The sequence below is a fragment of the Amycolatopsis speibonae genome (genome assembly GCF_042647925.1).
GTDB classification, from domain to species: Bacteria; Actinomycetota; Actinomycetes; order Mycobacteriales; family Pseudonocardiaceae; genus Amycolatopsis; species Amycolatopsis speibonae.
This window is the reverse complement of sequence record NZ_JBHRWK010000012.1, coordinates 87,309-101,232: the sequence shown is the minus strand read 5'-3', so window position 1 is coordinate 101,232 and position 13,924 is coordinate 87,309. Positions and strand designations below refer to the sequence as shown.

Genomic DNA, 13,924 nt, shown 5'->3' with positions numbered 1-13,924 from the left:
CGGTACTTCGCGTGACTGGGTGGGCGACACGCGTGATTGGACGGGCCACACCGCGCGGCCGGGGTCTCACCGCGAGTCGCCCACCCAGTCACGCGTGTTGCCCCTCCAATCACGCGAAACCGCCAGACTGTGGGTACCTGAGACACTGTTGGCTCTAACCCGAAACGCCACCACGCACGAGAGGGCTACCGCGGAGCGAGACCCCGCACGTGCGCGAAAGGATCCTCACCCGTCGGCAGCAGCGCGATGATCGGCGTCGTCAGCCCGTTGTCCACATAGGACCGCACCTGCTCGCGACAGGAATCGAGGCTTCCGTGGACGATCAGGTCGTCGACGACCTCGTCCGGGATGACCTGGTTCGCCTTCTGCCGGTCGCCCGCGGCCCACGCCTCGTGCATCGGCGCGAGCGCCTCGCCGCGGCCGAGCCAGTCGTGGAACGCCGCGTACACCGGCACGGTCAGGTAGCTCGAGATGAGCATCCGGCCGAGTCCGCGCGCGGCGGCCTTGTCCTCGGTGGGGCAGACGAAGATCCGCGCGGCCAGTTCGGCGTCCGGCCCGATCTCCGCGCGCACCTTCGGCACGTCGGAGGCGGCGAGCCAGTTGGTGATGGCGCCGTCGGCCTCCTTCGCGGCCAGCCGCAGCATCCCCGGCCGCAGCGCGGCGAGCATGATCGACGGCGGCGGGTCGGCGGGCCGTTCCAGCCGGAACTTGCTGACGGAGAAGGACTCGTAGGTCTCGGTGACCTTCTCCCCCGCCAGCGCCGACCGCAGGAACCGCAGGGTGTCCCGGGAGCGCGCGAACGGGGCTTCGAACTCGGCGGCGTTCCAGTTCTTCACGATCACCGGCGACGACGCGCCGATACCGAGCACGAACCGGCCGGGCGCCAGTTCCGCCACCGTGGCCGCGCTCATCGCCAGCAGACCGGGGCCGCGGGTGTACACCGGCACGATCGCGGTGCCCAGCCTCAACTGCGGCGCCCATTGCGAGGCCAGCACCAGCGGGGTGAAGGCGTCGTTGCCCGCCGTCTCGGCCGACCACGCGTCGGTGTAGCCGAGATCCGGCAGCTCCTGCACCATCTCCTTGTGCGCCGCGAGCGGCACCCCGGTCAGCGGAATGGTGATGCCCCACCGTTTCATGCGTTCTCCTCGCTCTTGGCCGCGTCACCGGAAAGCTCGCGCACGATCCAGTCCACCTGCGTGCGCATCAGGTTCTCCGCGACCTCTTCGGCTTGCGGCGTCATATGCGTCGCGCCGGCCAGCGGCAGGAACACGTGCGGACGTCCCTTGGCCAGCAGTGCCGACGAAAGGCGCAACGAGTGGGCGACGAAAACGTTGTCGTCGGCCAGTCCGTGGACGATCAGCAGCGCCCGCGAGAGGTCACCGGCGCCGGCGATCAGCGAGTTGTGCTCGTACGCGGCCGTGTCCTTCTGCGGAAGCCCGAGGTAGCGCTCGGTGTAGTGCGTGTCGTACAAGGACCAGTCGGTCACCGGGGCGCCCGCGACACCGGCGTGGAAGACGTCGGGGCGGCGCAGCACGGCCAGCGCGGACAGGTACCCGCCGTAGGACCAGCCGCGGATCGCGACCCGGTCCAGGTCCAGTTCCGGACGCAGCGCGGCCGCCGTGTGCAGGGCGTCGACCTGGTCGGCGAGGGTGACGTCGGCGAGCTTGCCCGCGATCTCCTTCTCCCACGCCGAACCCCGGCCGGGCGTCCCGCGCCCGTCGGCGACCAGCACCGCGAAACCCTGGTCCGCCAGCCACTGCGGGGTCAGGAAGGCGTTGCGGGTCTGCAGGACACGCTGGGCGTGCGGGCCGCCGTACGGGTCGAGCAGCACCGGAAGCTTGCCTTCGCTCTCCTCGTAGCCTGTCGGCAGGACCAGCGCGGCGCGCAGGCCCCGCTCCCCCAGCGTCAGCCAGGTCAGGTTCGGCACGACTTCGGGATCCACGGTGCGGGAACCGATGCGGGCCACCGGCTTCTCGCCGGAGACGACGGTCACCACCGGGCCGCTGCGGTCCAGGCTCCACGAGGAAAGCACGGTCAGCGAAGCGTTCCCGGAGCCGACGTGCACACCGTCCTCAGTGGACAGACGACGGAGCTCGCCGCCTTCGGTGCGGAAGACGTGGATCTGCGTCGGGTCGGCTTCCGAAGCACTGAACAGCACCTCGTCGCCGACGTGCAGGATCGACCGCACCTGCAGTCCGGGCGGGGTGACCGCGATCCCGTCGACGACCAGCCGATGGTCGCCGTCGGCGGCGCTTTCGCGCACCAGACGGCCGCCGGCGGTCCACGCCGGGACACCCGCGGCGAGTTCGACCCAGTGCTCGTCGGTCTCGGTGTGCAGCACCTCGATCGCACCGGTCGCCGGATCGACCGCCTGGATCTCCAGTGTGCGCTGGTCGCGCGACTGCACGGACAGCAGCGGCTTGCCCGCCGCCGACCAGTGCACCGCGGCCAGGTACTCCCAGTCGGTCTTCGCGACGTCGACGCGCGAGCCGTCGAGGCCGAGGATCGCCAGCGTCACGTCCGCGTTCGTCGACCCCGCCGCCGGGTACGCGACGACGTTGGCCGCCGACTGCGGGTTGGCCGGGTCGGCGATCGTCCAGCGCGGCACGTTCGCCCGGTCGGAGCGCTCGGCCAGCAGGCTCTGCCCGTCCGGGGCCCACCAGTAGCCCCGCGTGCGGCCCATCTCCTCGGCCGCGATGAACTCCGCGAGCCCCCAGGCGATGTCTTCGCCGTCTTCCTCGACGAGAACGCTGTCCGCGCCGGTGGCCCGGTCGATCACCCGCAGCCGCCGGTCGCGGACGTAGGCGACCCGGGACCCGTCCGGGCTGGGCCGCGGGTCGACGACCGACCCCTCGACCAGCACGGACACCTCGCCGGTGACCAGGTCGAGGGTGTGGAGCTTGCCCGAGAGCGAGAACGCGGCGACGGTGAAGGCGTCGTCGACCGCGTAGCCGACCACGCCGCCGCCGGTCTCCCGGCTGCGCTCGCGGCGGGCACGCTCCTCGGGCGGCAGGTCCTCTTCACCGGGCAGCAGTTCGGCCGCGTCGACCAGCTTCGTCTCCTCGCCCGACGCGACGTCGAGCGACCACAGGCTGTGCCGCGGATCCGTACCGGACTCGGACCGCAGGAACAGCACCCGGGCACCGTCCGGGGCGACCTTGAACTCTTTCGGCGCGCCGAGGGTGAAGCGCTGGGTACGGGCCTGACGACGGAGGAACGGGAGGTCTTCGAAGCTGGTGTCGGTCACGTCCGAACTCTCTCAGACGATCAACCCGGGACGCCAACGCCTTCCAGCTTCTTCAGCTCCGCCTCGGGATCGAAGTCGGGCTGGGGGAACTTCGGGTCCATCTCCTCGATCGTCTCGATCAGGATCCGCGCGACCAGCCAGTTGCGGTACCACTTGTGGTCGGCGGGGACCGAGTACCAGGGCGCGTCCGCCGTCGAGGTCTTGGCGAAGATGTCGGCGTAGGCCTTCTGGTAGTCGCCCCACTGGGCACGCGCTTCGAGGTCGGCGGGGTTGTACTTCCACCACTTCGCCGGGGTCTCCAATCTCGCCTTGAGCCGCTTCAGCTGCTCCTCCGGCGAGATGTCGAGGAAGACCTTCACGATCGTCGTGCCCGCCTCGGTCAGCTCCTTCTCGAACTCGTTGATCTCGGCGTAGCGCTTGCGCCACTCGGCGGCGGGCACGAGTTTCTGCACCCGCGGGACCAGGATGTCCTCGTAGTGGGAGCGGTCGAAGACGCCGACCTGCCCCGGCACGGGGAGCTGTTTGCGGATCCGCCAAAGATAGTGGTGGCGTGCCTCGGCGGCGGTCGGCTTCTTGAACCCCGCGTACCGCACACCCATCGGGTTGACCAGGCCGAGGACGTGCCCCACCGTGCCGCCCTTGCCGGAGGTGTCCATCCCCTGCAGGACCAGCAGGAGGCTGCGGTTGCCCCCGCCGACGCCCTCCGCGTAGAGGGCCTCCTGCAGCTTCGCGAGCTTGGCCCCGGCATCGGCGAGGTCTTCCAGCGCCTTGGGCTTCTTCTGCGGCCCGATCGGGAACTTGCCCGGATCGGGCCGTTCGGTTCCCTTGCCGATCCTCAGCGCGTCCCGGACGGACACGGTGTCCTTTTTCGCCATCCGGCGACGATAACCGCGGTCCGCCTTCCGCGCCTGACGGTGATCAAGTACTCGTCTGCACGATATCGCCACCCAATGGAGTCGATACGCAACGAACAACGGGTCAAAGCAACGTTTCCCGGATGAAGTCCACCACTGGGGCATCTAACCTGAACGCATGACGACCGCCGACTTCATCGCGCTCGACGAGCAGTGGAGCACGCACAACTACCACCCGCTGCCCGTGGTGATCGCCACCGCCGAGGCCGCTTCGGTCACCGACGTGGAGGGCAAGACCTACCTCGACTTCCTCTCCGGCTACTCGGCGCTGAACTTCGGGCACCGCCACCCCGGGCTGATCGCCGCCGCGGTCGAGCAGTTCGGCCGGGTGACGCTGACCTCGCGCGCCTTCCACCACGACCAGCTCGGGCTGTTCTGCCGGGAGCTCGCCGAGCTGACCGGTACCGAGATGACCCTTCCGATGAACTCGGGCGCGGAAGCCGTCGAGTCCGCGGTGAAGATCGCCAGGAAGTGGGCGTACCAGGTCAAGGGCGTTCCCGACGGGACGGCCGAGATCATCGTCGCCGGCTCGAACTTCCACGGCCGCACGACGACCATCGTGTCCTTCTCCACCGACGAGACCGCGCGCGCCGACTTCGGGCCGTTCACCCCGGGCTTCGTCACGGTCAAGTACGGCGACGCCGAAGCGCTGCGCGACGCCATCACCGAACGCACCGCCGCGATCCTGCTGGAGCCGGTGCAGGGCGAGGCGGGCGTGATCGTGCCGCCCGCCGGCTACTTCGCCGAGGCGCGCCGGCTGTGCGATGAGCACAACGTCCTGCTGATCGCCGACGAGATCCAGTCCGGTCTCGCCCGCACCGGCACCGTCCTCGCGCTCGACCACGAAGGCGTCCGCGCCGACGTCTACACCCTGGGCAAAGCGCTCGGCGGCGGGATCATGCCGGTCTCGGCCGTCGTCGGCAGCCAGGACGTGCTCGGCGTGCTGCGACCGGGTGAACACGGCTCCACCTTCGGCGGGAACCCGGTCGCCTGCGCGATCGGCCGGGCCGTGGTCGGGCTGCTCAAGACCGGCGAGTTCCAGGAGCGCTCGCGGGAGCTGGGCGCCCACCTACACTCGCGGCTCGGCGAACTGGTCGGGAACGGGCTGGCCGAGGTCCGCGGCCGCGGGCTCTGGGCGGGGATCGACATCGCGCCCGGCGGGCCGACCGGCCGGGAGGCGTCCACCGCGCTGGCCGAACGCGGCGTGCTGTGCAAGGAGACGCACGACCGCACGCTGCGGATCGCGCCGCCGCTGGTGATCACCCGTGAGGAACTCGACCGGGGTATCGACGCGATCACGGAGGTCGTCAAGACCCGGTGAACCTTTCGGGCGGCCGGTACGTTGGCTGTCCATGGGAGACGCGCGGGAGTGGGTGGAACGGCCGCTGGTCGGCACCGAAACGGTGACGCCGGAGGACTGGTTCGCGAAAGGCAAGGCACTGCGGGACAAGGTGCCGTCGTCCGCGCACGATCACGCCGCGGCGGGCGACGGCCGTCCAAGCGTGGCGGAGTTCTTCGCGCGGACCAACGAGGGCCGCCTGCCGGAGCTGGTGGAACTGCGGCGCGAGCGCATGCTCGCGTCGCCGTTCACCTTCTACCGCGGGGCCGCCGGGCTGATGGCCGCCGATCTGGCGGGCTCCCCGGTGTCCGGGCTGACGACCCAGCTGTGCGGGGACGCGCACGCCGCGAATTTCGGGCTGTACGGCACGCCCGAGGGCCGGATCGTCATGGACATCAACGACTTCGACGAATCCGTGCCGGGCCCGTGGGAGTGGGACCTCAAACGGCTCGCCGCGAGTCTCGTGCTGGCCGGGCGCGAGGGCGGCATCGGCGAATCGGGCTGCCGGGAGGCCGCCGAAGACGCGGCGAAGTCCTACCGGCGCACCATCCGGGGGCTCGCGGAACTGCCGTTCCTGCGGTCGTGGAACGCGCTGCCGGACGCGTCGGTGCTGAGCAAGGTCCGCGCGCACGACCTGATCGACGACTTCGAGGAAGCGGCCGAGAAGGCGCGGAAGAACACCAGCGCCAAGGTCACCGCGAAGTGGACCAGGCGGATCGACGACCGCGAGACCGGCCTCGAACGGCACCGGTTCGTCGAAGACCCGCCGGTGCTCACCCACGTCGACGACGCGACGGCCGAAGCCGTCGTCACCGGACTGGTGTCCTATGTGGACACCCTGCGCGAGTCGCGGCGGACGCTGATCTCGCGGTACCGGGTTTCCGACGTGGCCTTCCGGGTGGTCGGCACCGGAAGTGTCGGGCTCCGGAGCTATGTCGCGCTGCTGCACGGAAACAGCGGCGAAGACCTTGTGCTGCAGGTGAAACAGGCCAATCCGTCGGCGCTCGCGCCGTTCCTCGGCCTGGCCGCGCCGGAGCACGAAGGCCGCCGGATCGTCGAAGGCGCGCGGCTCGTGCAGGCCGAGACCGACATCCTGCTCGGCTGGACGACCATCGACGGATTGCCCTACATCGTGCGGCAGTTCCGCAACCTCAAGGGCGACATCGACCCGGCGGAGCTGAAGAAGGACCACCTCGACGACTACGGCCGCTTGGCGGGCGCGTTGCTGGCGCGGGCGCACGCGCGGTCGCTGCATCCGCGGATGCTCGCGGGGTACTTCGAGGACGACGAAGACCTCGACGAGGCGATCGGGGCGTACGCGGTGCGGTACGCGGATCAGACCGAAGCGGACCACGAAGCCTTCGCCGCCCTCTGACGCCCCCGTCGGTGATCACGTAATCTCGCCGGATGAGCGGAAGAGCGCCGTACGGCCTGGTCGCGGTGACTTGCGCGGTGATCATGGCCGTACTCGGGATGCTGGTGTCGGGCACGAGCGTTTCCGGCCCCGACGAGCTCGCCGTCAAGTGGGTGGAGCGCGCCTTCGGCTCCGACACCGGCCTTCTGCGGCTGCTCGTGCTGCCGACCGAGGCCTACGTCCTCATCCCGGTCGCGGCGGTGACCGTCGCCCTCTGCCTGGCGGCACGGCGCAAGCCCGAAGCGGCCCTGACCGTCGCGGGCCCGCTCGTCGCGATCTTCGCGAACACCTGGGTGCTCAAACCGCTCTTCGACCGCTGGAAGAACACCTACCTCGCCTACCCCAGCGGGCATACCGTCGCGCTGGTCGCGGTGCTGACCGTGCTCGTCCTGCTGGCCCGACCCGGGGTCGCGACGGCCGTCATCTCGGTCGTGGGCGCGGTGGTGCTCGCCGGGGTCACGATCGGCATGATCGGCCTCGGCTACCACTACCTGACCGACGTCGTGGGCGGCACGCTGTTCGCCATCGCGACCGTGTGCGCGACGTGGGAGCTGCTCAGCTGGGCAGCACGGCGTCGCGCGCCAGTGCCGTCAGACGGCTGACAGCGCGCAGGTACTTCTTGCGGTAGCCGCCGTTCACCATCTCCTCGGTGAACAGCAGCGGCACCGGATCGCCCGAGACCACCAGCGGGATAGCGCGGTCGTAGAGCCGGTCGGCGAAGGCGACCATCCGCAGCCCGACGTTCTGGTCGGGGACCGGGTGGATGTCGCGCAGGTGCACCCGGGTCACGCCGTCGAGAAGCCTGCCGTAGCGCGAAGGGTGCAGCCCGCCGAGGTGGTCGCACAACGCGTCGAAATCGTCCACAGTGGACTCGGGATGCGCGGCGGCGGAGGCTTCCAGCTCCTGGAGGCTCGCGGGCGGCGGCGCGTCCGGCAGGCCGCGGTGACGGTAGTCCGGGCCGTCGACCCGGCAGACGCCGAACTTGGCGGACAGCGACTGGATCTCGCGCAGGAAGTCCGCGGCGGCGAACCGGCCCTCGCCGAGTTTGTCCGGCAGCGTGTTGGAGGTCGCCGCCACGAAGACCCCGGCCGAGATGAGCTCTTGCAGCAGGCGGGTGACGAGCATGGTGTCGCCGGGGTCGTCGAGTTCGAACTCGTCGATCGCCAGGAACCGGTGTTCGGAAAGCCGCCGGACCGCCTCGGCGAATCCCAGGGCGCCGACGAGGTGGGTCAGCTCCACGAACGTCCCGTACGCCTTGGGGGACGGCGTCTCGTGCCACGTCGAGGCGAGCAGGTGCGTCTTGCCGACGCCGAAACCGCCGTCGAGGTAGAGCCCGCTCGGCCCGGACGGTGCCTCGTCCCCGCCGATGAACAGCGCGCGCAGCTTCGACTTCGGCTTCCGGTTCGCGGCTTCCGCCACGCGCTTCGCGAACGCGCCACAGCCGACGACGGCCTCGGCCTGGCTGGGCTCGTCCGGGTTGGGCACGTAGGTGGAGAACCGGACCGCGTCGAACCGGGGCGGCGGGACGAGCGCGGTGATCAGCTCGTCGGCGGACAGCTCCGGACGGCGATCGATCAGGCGGGCGGGCATGCGCCGAGAGTAACGGCACCGGCGTCGCCCGTTCACCCTCCCTGACCGGGCGTATCCCCCGCTCAGCGGTGCCGCCGGGCCCATGCTGGGATGGTCGTGTGCAGCTTTTGTGGCCAACGACACCGGCGGATCCCGTCTCCGATGCCGACCTCGAACGGCTCTATGGGTATCCCGAAAACCTGACCCGCGCCTGGGTCCAGGTCAACTTCGTCAGCTCCGCCGACGGCGCCGTGGCGGTCGACGAGCTGTCCGAAGGGCTTTCGCACCCCGCCGACAAGCGGATCTTCCTTACGGGACGGCTGCTTTCCGACGTGATCCTGGTCGGCGCCGGTACCGCCCGAGCCGAGGGCTACCGCGGCGCGCGGATCACTCCCGGACGCGCCGCCCGCCGGATCTCGCTCGGGCTGTCGGAGGTCCCGCCGATCGCGGTGGTGACCCGTTCCGGTGAACTCGACCCCGCGGGCCCGTTGTTCACCGACACCAAGGTCCCGCCGATCGTCATCACCACCGAGACGGCGCCGCGGGCCGCGCTGGAGCGCGCGGGGGCCGAGGTGCTCGTCGCGGGGACCGACGACGTCGACCTCCACCGGGCGCTCGAACTGCTGGGTGAGCGCGGGCTGCGCCGCGTCGACTGTGAGGGCGGACCCGCGCTGTTCGCCGACCTGATCGCGGCCGACCTCGTCGACCAGCTGTGCCTGACCGTCGCCCCGCTGCTGGCGGGCGCGGGCGAACGCCGGATCGCCCACGGCCGCCCGTCCCCGGAACCCCGGCGGATGGACCTCGCGTCCGTGCTCTTCGAAGACGGCTTCACCATGCTGCGCTACCGCCGCCGGGAGGGCGGGTGAACGAGCCCGCGCCGGTTCCGGACGAGGAGCTGGCGGCCCGGGCCGCCGCCGGGGACCACGGTGCCTTCGACACCTTGGTGCGGCGGCACACGGCCAGGATGTACCGCGTGGCGCTGCGGATCACCGGGAGCGCGTCGGAAGCCGAGGACGTCGTCCAGGAGGCCTGGCTTTCCGCGTGGCGCGCGCTGCCCGGGTTCCGGTTCGAGTCCGCGGTGTCCACCTGGCTCTACCGGGTGACGACGAACGGCGCGCTCGGCCAGGTCCGGCGCCGGAAACCGACCGTGCCGCTCGACGAGGGCGACGCGGGTGTCGTGCCTGGTCCGGAGGGGCACGTGGTGAGCGCCGAACAGGTCGGCACGGTGCTGCGCGCGATCTCGGAACTCGACGTCGGCCAGCGGATCCCGCTGATTCTGCGAGAATTCGAAGGGTTGACCTACGACGAGGTGGCCGAGGTGCTGGAGGTCAGCGTGCCCGCTTTACGCGCCCGCCTGCACCGCGCGAGGGTGGCGCTGCTGGCGAAACTCGGCGACAACTTCCGACCCGGGGAACGGTGATGAGCGAGGATCCGCGCGACGACCCCCGGTGGGAGCAGGTGCGCGCCGCCGCGAGCCGTCCGGTGCCGACGCCGCCCGGGCTCGTCGAACGCGTGCTCCGCTCGGTCGGCGGCGTCCGCGGGCGGCACACCACGGCCCCGCTCGACCTGCCCTCGGCAGGCGGGAAGACCCAGGTGTCGGAACGGGCGCTGGTACTCATGACCAGGAAGCTCGTCGCCGAAATCGGCCGCGAGCTCGGCGGGGTCCACGTCTCGGCCGTCGCCCTCGAAGACGACGTGCTCCAGGTGCTGGTGACGATCCGGTTCGGCGTCGAAGCGGCGGCCGCGGAGCTGGTGCGCCACCGGGTCAGCGTGGCGTTGGCGGGACAGCTCGGGTCGGCCCCGCCGGCGATCAACGTCCACGTCGTCGACGTGCATCCCGACTGAGCCCCGGTCCGGTCGCGATCGCTACTTTCGCCCCGAATGCGGCGGCTGATGCACCTGATGCGAACGTGACGATCACCAAGGTAGCGAAGGCCTCCTTCGCTACCTTCAGGGTAGGCAAGGAGGCCTTCACGGACCTGGTCCTGAGGCAACGGATTCAAAACCCGTCCAGCGTCAGATCGCCACTCACGACCACCCCCGCCTCGCCTCATCGAGATGAACCCGGAATTGATTACCCCATCCGGGGGACATCGCGTGACGACTCGGCATGCGCGCGTGTCCTGGTCGGTGAGAGCGTAGGGACCGCCGCGCGCGCAGGTCGCGCGGCACAGGTGCGAGAAGGAGCGAACTTCATGGCACAGCCGAGCGCGAGCAAGCCCGACACCCCGGTCGCGGGGTCGTCGCTCAACGAGGAAGGAGCCGCCGGCAAGACCACGATCTCGTCGGTGGTGGTGCAGAAGGTGGCGGGTCTCGCCACCCGTGAGGTCACCGGGATCCACGCGCTGGGCGGCGGGGTCTCGCGGGCCTTCGGCGCGATCCGCGAGCGCATCCCCGGTTCCGGCACGGTCACCACGTCCGGTGTCTCGGTCGAGGTCGGCGAGAAGCAGGCGGCGATCGACCTCGACGTCGTCGTCGAGTACGGCGCGCGCATCGTCGACGTGGCGCGCGCGGTGCGCCGCAACGTGATCGGCCAGGTCGAGCAGATCACCGGCCTCGAGGTGATCGAGGTCAACATCGCGGTCAACGACATCCACCTGCCCGACGAAAACGGCGGCGAGACCGAGTCCTCGCGGGTCGAGTGATGAACGGGACCCAGACCGGCCTGCTCGCCGGCCTCATCCTCGGCCTCGCCGCGACCCAGGGCTTCACCGCGTTCCTGGTGACGCTGGCCGTCGGCGTCATCGGCCTCGTCCTCGGCCGCGTGCTCGACGGCGAACTCGACCTCGGCGACCTGTTCGGCCGGGGCCGCGACAAATGACCCTCCCGCCCGAACCGGAGGACCGCGGCACCCTCACCATCGCACCGTCCGTGGTCCGCAAGATCGCGCAGCACGCCGCGGACCAGGTCGACGGGACCACGCGCGCCGAGCGCCGGATCGCCGGACTCGGGCTGGGGACACACGGCGCGAGCGCGAAGGTCGGCGGTGAGGGCAACGACGTCGACCTCGTGCTCGACGTGGCTTTGCACTACCCGGCACCGGTGCGGCGGATCGTCGGCGATCTGCGCACCCGGGTCACCGAAGAGGTCGAGCGGATCACCTCGTACCAGGTCCGGGACATCTCGGTGACGGTTTCCGCGCTCCTGCCCGACCTCGCGCCCCGCGTCCGCTAGAAGGAGCAACTGGCATGCGTTTGTTCGTCCGCCTGCTGTCCGCCCTGATCGGGCTGGCGCTGGCCGCCGCCGGCGTCCTGCTGGCGTTGGAGGTCGGCTGGGGCTGGTGGCGGCCGGGGCGGGGGCCGCTGTTCCTCCCCTGGGACGACTGGCGCGACAGGCTCGCGGAGCTGTCCTGGAAGTCCGACGAGGTCCGGTACCTCGCGATCGCCGTCGCGGTCGTGGGGCTGCTGCTGATCCTGGCGTCGGCCTCGGCCGGGCGGCGCGCCATCCGGCTGACCGATCCGGCGAACGAGGTCAGCGTGACCACGTCGCCGCGTTCGCTGGCGAGGCTGGTCGGGGTGACCGTGCGCGCGCAGGACAACGTCGCGGGCGCGAAGGTCACAGCCACCGCCAAGAAGATCCGTGTCCGCGCGACGAGCAGGCTGGAAACCGAAGGCGAGCTGCGGCCGCGGCTGCTGGAGACGGTGTCCGGCCTGCTCGACGACGTCCCCCTGGTGCGGCGGCCGAAGGTGTCCGTCGTCGTCGACTCCCCGAAGGACCGCCGATGACCCGTTCGGTCTCCGCCAAGGCACTCGGCCGGTCCACCGGCACGGAACGCACCCTGACCGTCCTCATCGGACTCCTCGCGGTACTCGGCGGGGCCGCGGTGATCGTGGTCGGCGCGGGCTGGCTCGGCACGTACCGCGCCGGACGTGCGCTCATGGACCCGATCGCGCTCGACTGGCTCGCCGCGAACGCGCTCGCCTCCCGGATAGGCGCGATCGTGCTCGGTGTCCTCCTGCTGTGGCTCGGCCTGTGGTGGTTCTTCCGGTCGCTGCGCCCGGAAGGCCGCCCGGACCTCGAACTCGACGACGACCTCGTGGTGACCTCCTCGGCCATCTCCGAAGCCGTCCGCCTCGACGCCGAGACGATCGACGGCGTCGGGCGTGCCAGGGTCCGCGCGGTCGGCGACAGTGAGAACCCGGCGCTGCGGGTCACGCTCTGGCTGGGCGAGGGCACCGACCTGAAACGGGTCTGGGAACAGCTCGATCTCACCGTGCTGGCCCGCGCGCGGGAATCGCTCGGGGTGAGTGTGCTGCCCACCGCCGTCCGGATCGAACTCGACACGGCAGCACCGCAACGGGTGCGCTGACAGCGCCGATGAGGCAAGAATGGCCGTCATGTCGCTTCCCTTGACGCCGCCGGTCAAACCGATGCTCGCCAAACCGGCGAAGGCGATCCCCGACTCCGGCGGGCTGTTGTTCGAGCCGAAGTGGGACGGGTACCGCTGCCTGGTGTTCCGCGACGGTGACGAGCTGACCCTGCAGTCGCGGTCGGAAAAGCCGCTCAACCGGTACTTCCCCGAGGTCGTCGAGCGACTGAAGGCGACGCTGCCCGAGCGGATCGTGCTCGACGGCGAGCTGGTGGTCGGCCGGGACGGGAAACTGGACTTCGACGCGCTCACCGACCGGATCCACCCCGCCGAAAGCCGGATCAAGCTTCTGGCGGAGCAGACCCCGGCGGAGTTCGTGGCGTTCGACCTGCTGGCGCTCGGCGACGAGTCCTATCTGGACGAGCCGACGTCGAGCCGTCGGGAGCGGCTGGAGAAGCTGGCCTCGGACGGCATCCACCTGACCCCGGCCACCTCGGACCCGGCGATCGCGCGGCACTGGTTCGAGCTGTTCGAGGGCGCGGGGCTCGACGGCGTGATCGGCAAACCGCTCGACGAGCCGTACACCCCCGGCAAACGCGTGCTGCTGAAGTACAAGCACTCGCGCACCGCCGACTGCGTGCTCGCGGGACTGCGCTGGCATGTCGACGGTGAGGAGGGCGAGATGGTCGGCTCGTTCCTGCTCGGGCTCTACGACGAGGACGGCGTGCTGCACCACCCCGGCGTCGTCGGATCGTTCCCGGTCACCCGGCGGCGTGAACTGGCCGAGGAGCTGGCACCGCTGATCACCGACGGAGCCGACCACCCCTGGCTGGGCGACAACGTGCGGGAGAAGCAGCGGATCCCCGGCGGCATCACCCGGTGGAAGTCCAAGGAAGCCCCGTGGGTGCCGCTGAAGCTGGAAAAGGTGGTCGAGGTCGGCTACGAGCACACCGAGGGCGGATATCCGTCGCGGTTCCGCCACACCGCGCAGTTCAAGCGCTGGCGTCCCGACCGCGAGCCGGACTCCTGCACCTACGCCCAGCTCGACGAGGTCGCCCGCTACGACCTGGACGCGGTGTTCCGCGGCGAGGTGAAACGCACCCGCTAACCGGGGCCTGACACGTCACCTGCG

At 70.6% G+C, this 13,924-nt stretch carries 16 protein-coding genes; 12 read left to right on the top strand and 4 right to left on the bottom strand.

Annotated features, from left to right (window positions below):
• Window positions 1-185: 185 nt before the first annotated feature.
• From ACFOSH_RS06295 to ACFOSH_RS06285, 3 genes are read right to left on the bottom strand one after another with little or no spacing between them, the layout of a single operon-like run.
• Window positions 186-1,136: an LLM class F420-dependent oxidoreductase gene (locus ACFOSH_RS06295; RefSeq protein ID WP_378237732.1), complete on the bottom strand. Its 951-nt coding sequence runs from the start codon at window positions 1,134-1,136 to the stop codon at window positions 186-188.
• Window positions 1,133-3,247 carry a S9 family peptidase gene (locus ACFOSH_RS06290; protein ID WP_378237731.1) on the bottom strand — a complete coding sequence of 705 codons (2,115 nt, stop codon included), beginning with the start codon at window positions 3,245-3,247 and terminating at the stop codon, window positions 1,133-1,135. The genes ACFOSH_RS06295 and ACFOSH_RS06290 overlap by 4 nt, the downstream gene beginning before the upstream one ends.
• Before the next feature lie 20 nt (window positions 3,248-3,267).
• The gene (locus ACFOSH_RS06285; protein ID WP_378237730.1) at window positions 3,268-4,122 is read right to left on the bottom strand and encodes a PPK2 family polyphosphate kinase; all 855 of its coding nucleotides are present in this window, start codon (window positions 4,120-4,122) and stop codon (window positions 3,268-3,270) included.
• A gap of 157 nt (window positions 4,123-4,279) precedes the next feature.
• Here ACFOSH_RS06285 and rocD point away from each other — a divergent pair, with 157 nt between their 5' ends.
• Genes rocD through ACFOSH_RS06270 form a run of 3 tightly spaced genes read left to right on the top strand, consistent with a single transcriptional unit; the run spans window position 4,280 to window position 7,516 of the window.
• Complete coding sequence (gene rocD / locus ACFOSH_RS06280; protein WP_378237729.1) at window positions 4,280-5,482, top strand: ornithine--oxo-acid transaminase; 1,203 nt, start codon at window positions 4,280-4,282, stop codon at window positions 5,480-5,482.
• Window positions 5,483-5,513: 31 nt separating this feature from the next.
• Window positions 5,514-6,875, top strand: a complete 1,362-nt coding sequence (locus ACFOSH_RS06275) for a DUF2252 domain-containing protein (protein WP_378237728.1) — start codon at window positions 5,514-5,516, stop codon at window positions 6,873-6,875.
• A gap of 32 nt (window positions 6,876-6,907) precedes the next feature.
• Window positions 6,908-7,516 (top strand): phosphatase PAP2 family protein, encoded by a 609-nt coding sequence (locus ACFOSH_RS06270; RefSeq protein ID WP_378237727.1) that lies wholly within the window; start codon window positions 6,908-6,910, stop codon window positions 7,514-7,516.
• Here the strand turns inward: ACFOSH_RS06270 and zapE are convergent.
• Entirely contained in the window at window positions 7,470-8,504 is a 1,035-nt protein-coding gene (gene zapE, locus ACFOSH_RS06265; RefSeq protein WP_378237726.1) for a cell division protein ZapE, read from the bottom strand. The two genes, ACFOSH_RS06270 and zapE, sit on opposite strands and share 47 nt — an antisense overlap.
• A 98-nt stretch (window positions 8,505-8,602) precedes the next feature.
• Between zapE and ACFOSH_RS06260 the strand changes: the two genes are divergently transcribed.
• The 9 genes from ACFOSH_RS06260 to ACFOSH_RS06220 all read left to right on the top strand — a co-directional run bounded on the left by ACFOSH_RS06260 (window position 8,603) and on the right by ACFOSH_RS06220 (window position 13,900).
• A complete protein-coding gene (locus ACFOSH_RS06260) occupies window positions 8,603-9,349 on the top strand; it encodes a pyrimidine reductase family protein (protein ID WP_378237725.1) in 747 nt (248 codons plus the stop codon).
• Window positions 9,346-9,903, top strand: a complete 558-nt coding sequence (locus ACFOSH_RS06255) for an RNA polymerase sigma factor (protein ID WP_378237724.1) — start codon at window positions 9,346-9,348, stop codon at window positions 9,901-9,903. The genes ACFOSH_RS06260 and ACFOSH_RS06255 overlap by 4 nt, the downstream gene beginning before the upstream one ends.
• A complete protein-coding gene (locus tag ACFOSH_RS06250; protein ID WP_378237723.1) occupies window positions 9,903-10,328 on the top strand; it encodes a hypothetical protein in 426 nt (141 codons plus the stop codon). The genes ACFOSH_RS06255 and ACFOSH_RS06250 overlap by 1 nt, the downstream gene beginning before the upstream one ends.
• 350 nt (window positions 10,329-10,678) lie before the next feature.
• Window positions 10,679-11,128 carry an Asp23/Gls24 family envelope stress response protein gene (locus tag ACFOSH_RS06245; RefSeq protein ID WP_378237722.1) on the top strand — a complete coding sequence of 150 codons (450 nt, stop codon included), beginning with the start codon at window positions 10,679-10,681 and terminating at the stop codon, window positions 11,126-11,128.
• Window positions 11,128-11,304: a hypothetical protein gene (locus ACFOSH_RS06240; RefSeq protein WP_005157087.1), complete on the top strand. Its 177-nt coding sequence runs from the start codon at window positions 11,128-11,130 to the stop codon at window positions 11,302-11,304. Before ACFOSH_RS06245 ends, ACFOSH_RS06240 begins: the two co-directional genes overlap by 1 nt.
• Window positions 11,301-11,657 carry an Asp23/Gls24 family envelope stress response protein gene (locus ACFOSH_RS06235; RefSeq protein ID WP_378237720.1) on the top strand — a complete coding sequence of 119 codons (357 nt, stop codon included), beginning with the start codon at window positions 11,301-11,303 and terminating at the stop codon, window positions 11,655-11,657. Before ACFOSH_RS06240 ends, ACFOSH_RS06235 begins: the two co-directional genes overlap by 4 nt.
• A gap of 14 nt (window positions 11,658-11,671) precedes the next feature.
• Window positions 11,672-12,208: a DUF6286 domain-containing protein gene (locus ACFOSH_RS06230; protein ID WP_378237719.1), complete on the top strand. Its 537-nt coding sequence runs from the start codon at window positions 11,672-11,674 to the stop codon at window positions 12,206-12,208.
• Entirely contained in the window at window positions 12,205-12,792 is a 588-nt protein-coding gene (locus tag ACFOSH_RS06225) for an alkaline shock response membrane anchor protein AmaP (RefSeq protein WP_378237718.1), read from the top strand. Before ACFOSH_RS06230 ends, ACFOSH_RS06225 begins: the two co-directional genes overlap by 4 nt.
• Window positions 12,793-12,820: 28 nt before the next feature.
• The gene (locus tag ACFOSH_RS06220; RefSeq protein ID WP_378237717.1) at window positions 12,821-13,900 is read left to right on the top strand and encodes an ATP-dependent DNA ligase; all 1,080 of its coding nucleotides are present in this window, start codon (window positions 12,821-12,823) and stop codon (window positions 13,898-13,900) included.
• The last annotated feature ends 24 nt before the right edge of the window (window positions 13,901-13,924 follow it).

Bases quoted from the DNA above. Each gene is read 5' to 3' on its own strand.
- ACFOSH_RS06250 (WP_378237723.1), top strand. From the start codon at position 9,903: ATGAGCGAGGATCCGCGCGACGACCCCCGGTGGGAGCAGGTGCGCGCC.
- ACFOSH_RS06235 (WP_378237720.1), top strand. From the start codon at position 11,301: ATGACCCTCCCGCCCGAACCGGAGGACCGCGGCACCCTCACCATCGCA.
- ACFOSH_RS06230 (WP_378237719.1), top strand. From the start codon at position 11,672: ATGCGTTTGTTCGTCCGCCTGCTGTCCGCCCTGATCGGGCTGGCGCTG.
- rocD (WP_378237729.1), top strand. From the start codon at position 4,280: ATGACGACCGCCGACTTCATCGCGCTCGACGAGCAGTGGAGCACGCAC.
- ACFOSH_RS06220 (WP_378237717.1), top strand. From the start codon at position 12,821: ATGTCGCTTCCCTTGACGCCGCCGGTCAAACCGATGCTCGCCAAACCG.
- ACFOSH_RS06245 (WP_378237722.1), top strand. From the start codon at position 10,679: ATGGCACAGCCGAGCGCGAGCAAGCCCGACACCCCGGTCGCGGGGTCG.
- ACFOSH_RS06225 (WP_378237718.1), top strand. From the start codon at position 12,205: ATGACCCGTTCGGTCTCCGCCAAGGCACTCGGCCGGTCCACCGGCACG.
- ACFOSH_RS06285 (WP_378237730.1), bottom strand. From the start codon at position 4,122: ATGGCGAAAAAGGACACCGTGTCCGTCCGGGACGCGCTGAGGATCGGC.
- ACFOSH_RS06270 (WP_378237727.1), top strand. From the start codon at position 6,908: ATGAGCGGAAGAGCGCCGTACGGCCTGGTCGCGGTGACTTGCGCGGTG.
- ACFOSH_RS06240 (WP_005157087.1), top strand. From the start codon at position 11,128: ATGAACGGGACCCAGACCGGCCTGCTCGCCGGCCTCATCCTCGGCCTC.
- ACFOSH_RS06275 (WP_378237728.1), top strand. From the start codon at position 5,514: ATGGGAGACGCGCGGGAGTGGGTGGAACGGCCGCTGGTCGGCACCGAA.
- ACFOSH_RS06295 (WP_378237732.1), bottom strand. From the start codon at position 1,136: ATGAAACGGTGGGGCATCACCATTCCGCTGACCGGGGTGCCGCTCGCG.
- zapE (WP_378237726.1), bottom strand. From the start codon at position 8,504: ATGCCCGCCCGCCTGATCGATCGCCGTCCGGAGCTGTCCGCCGACGAG.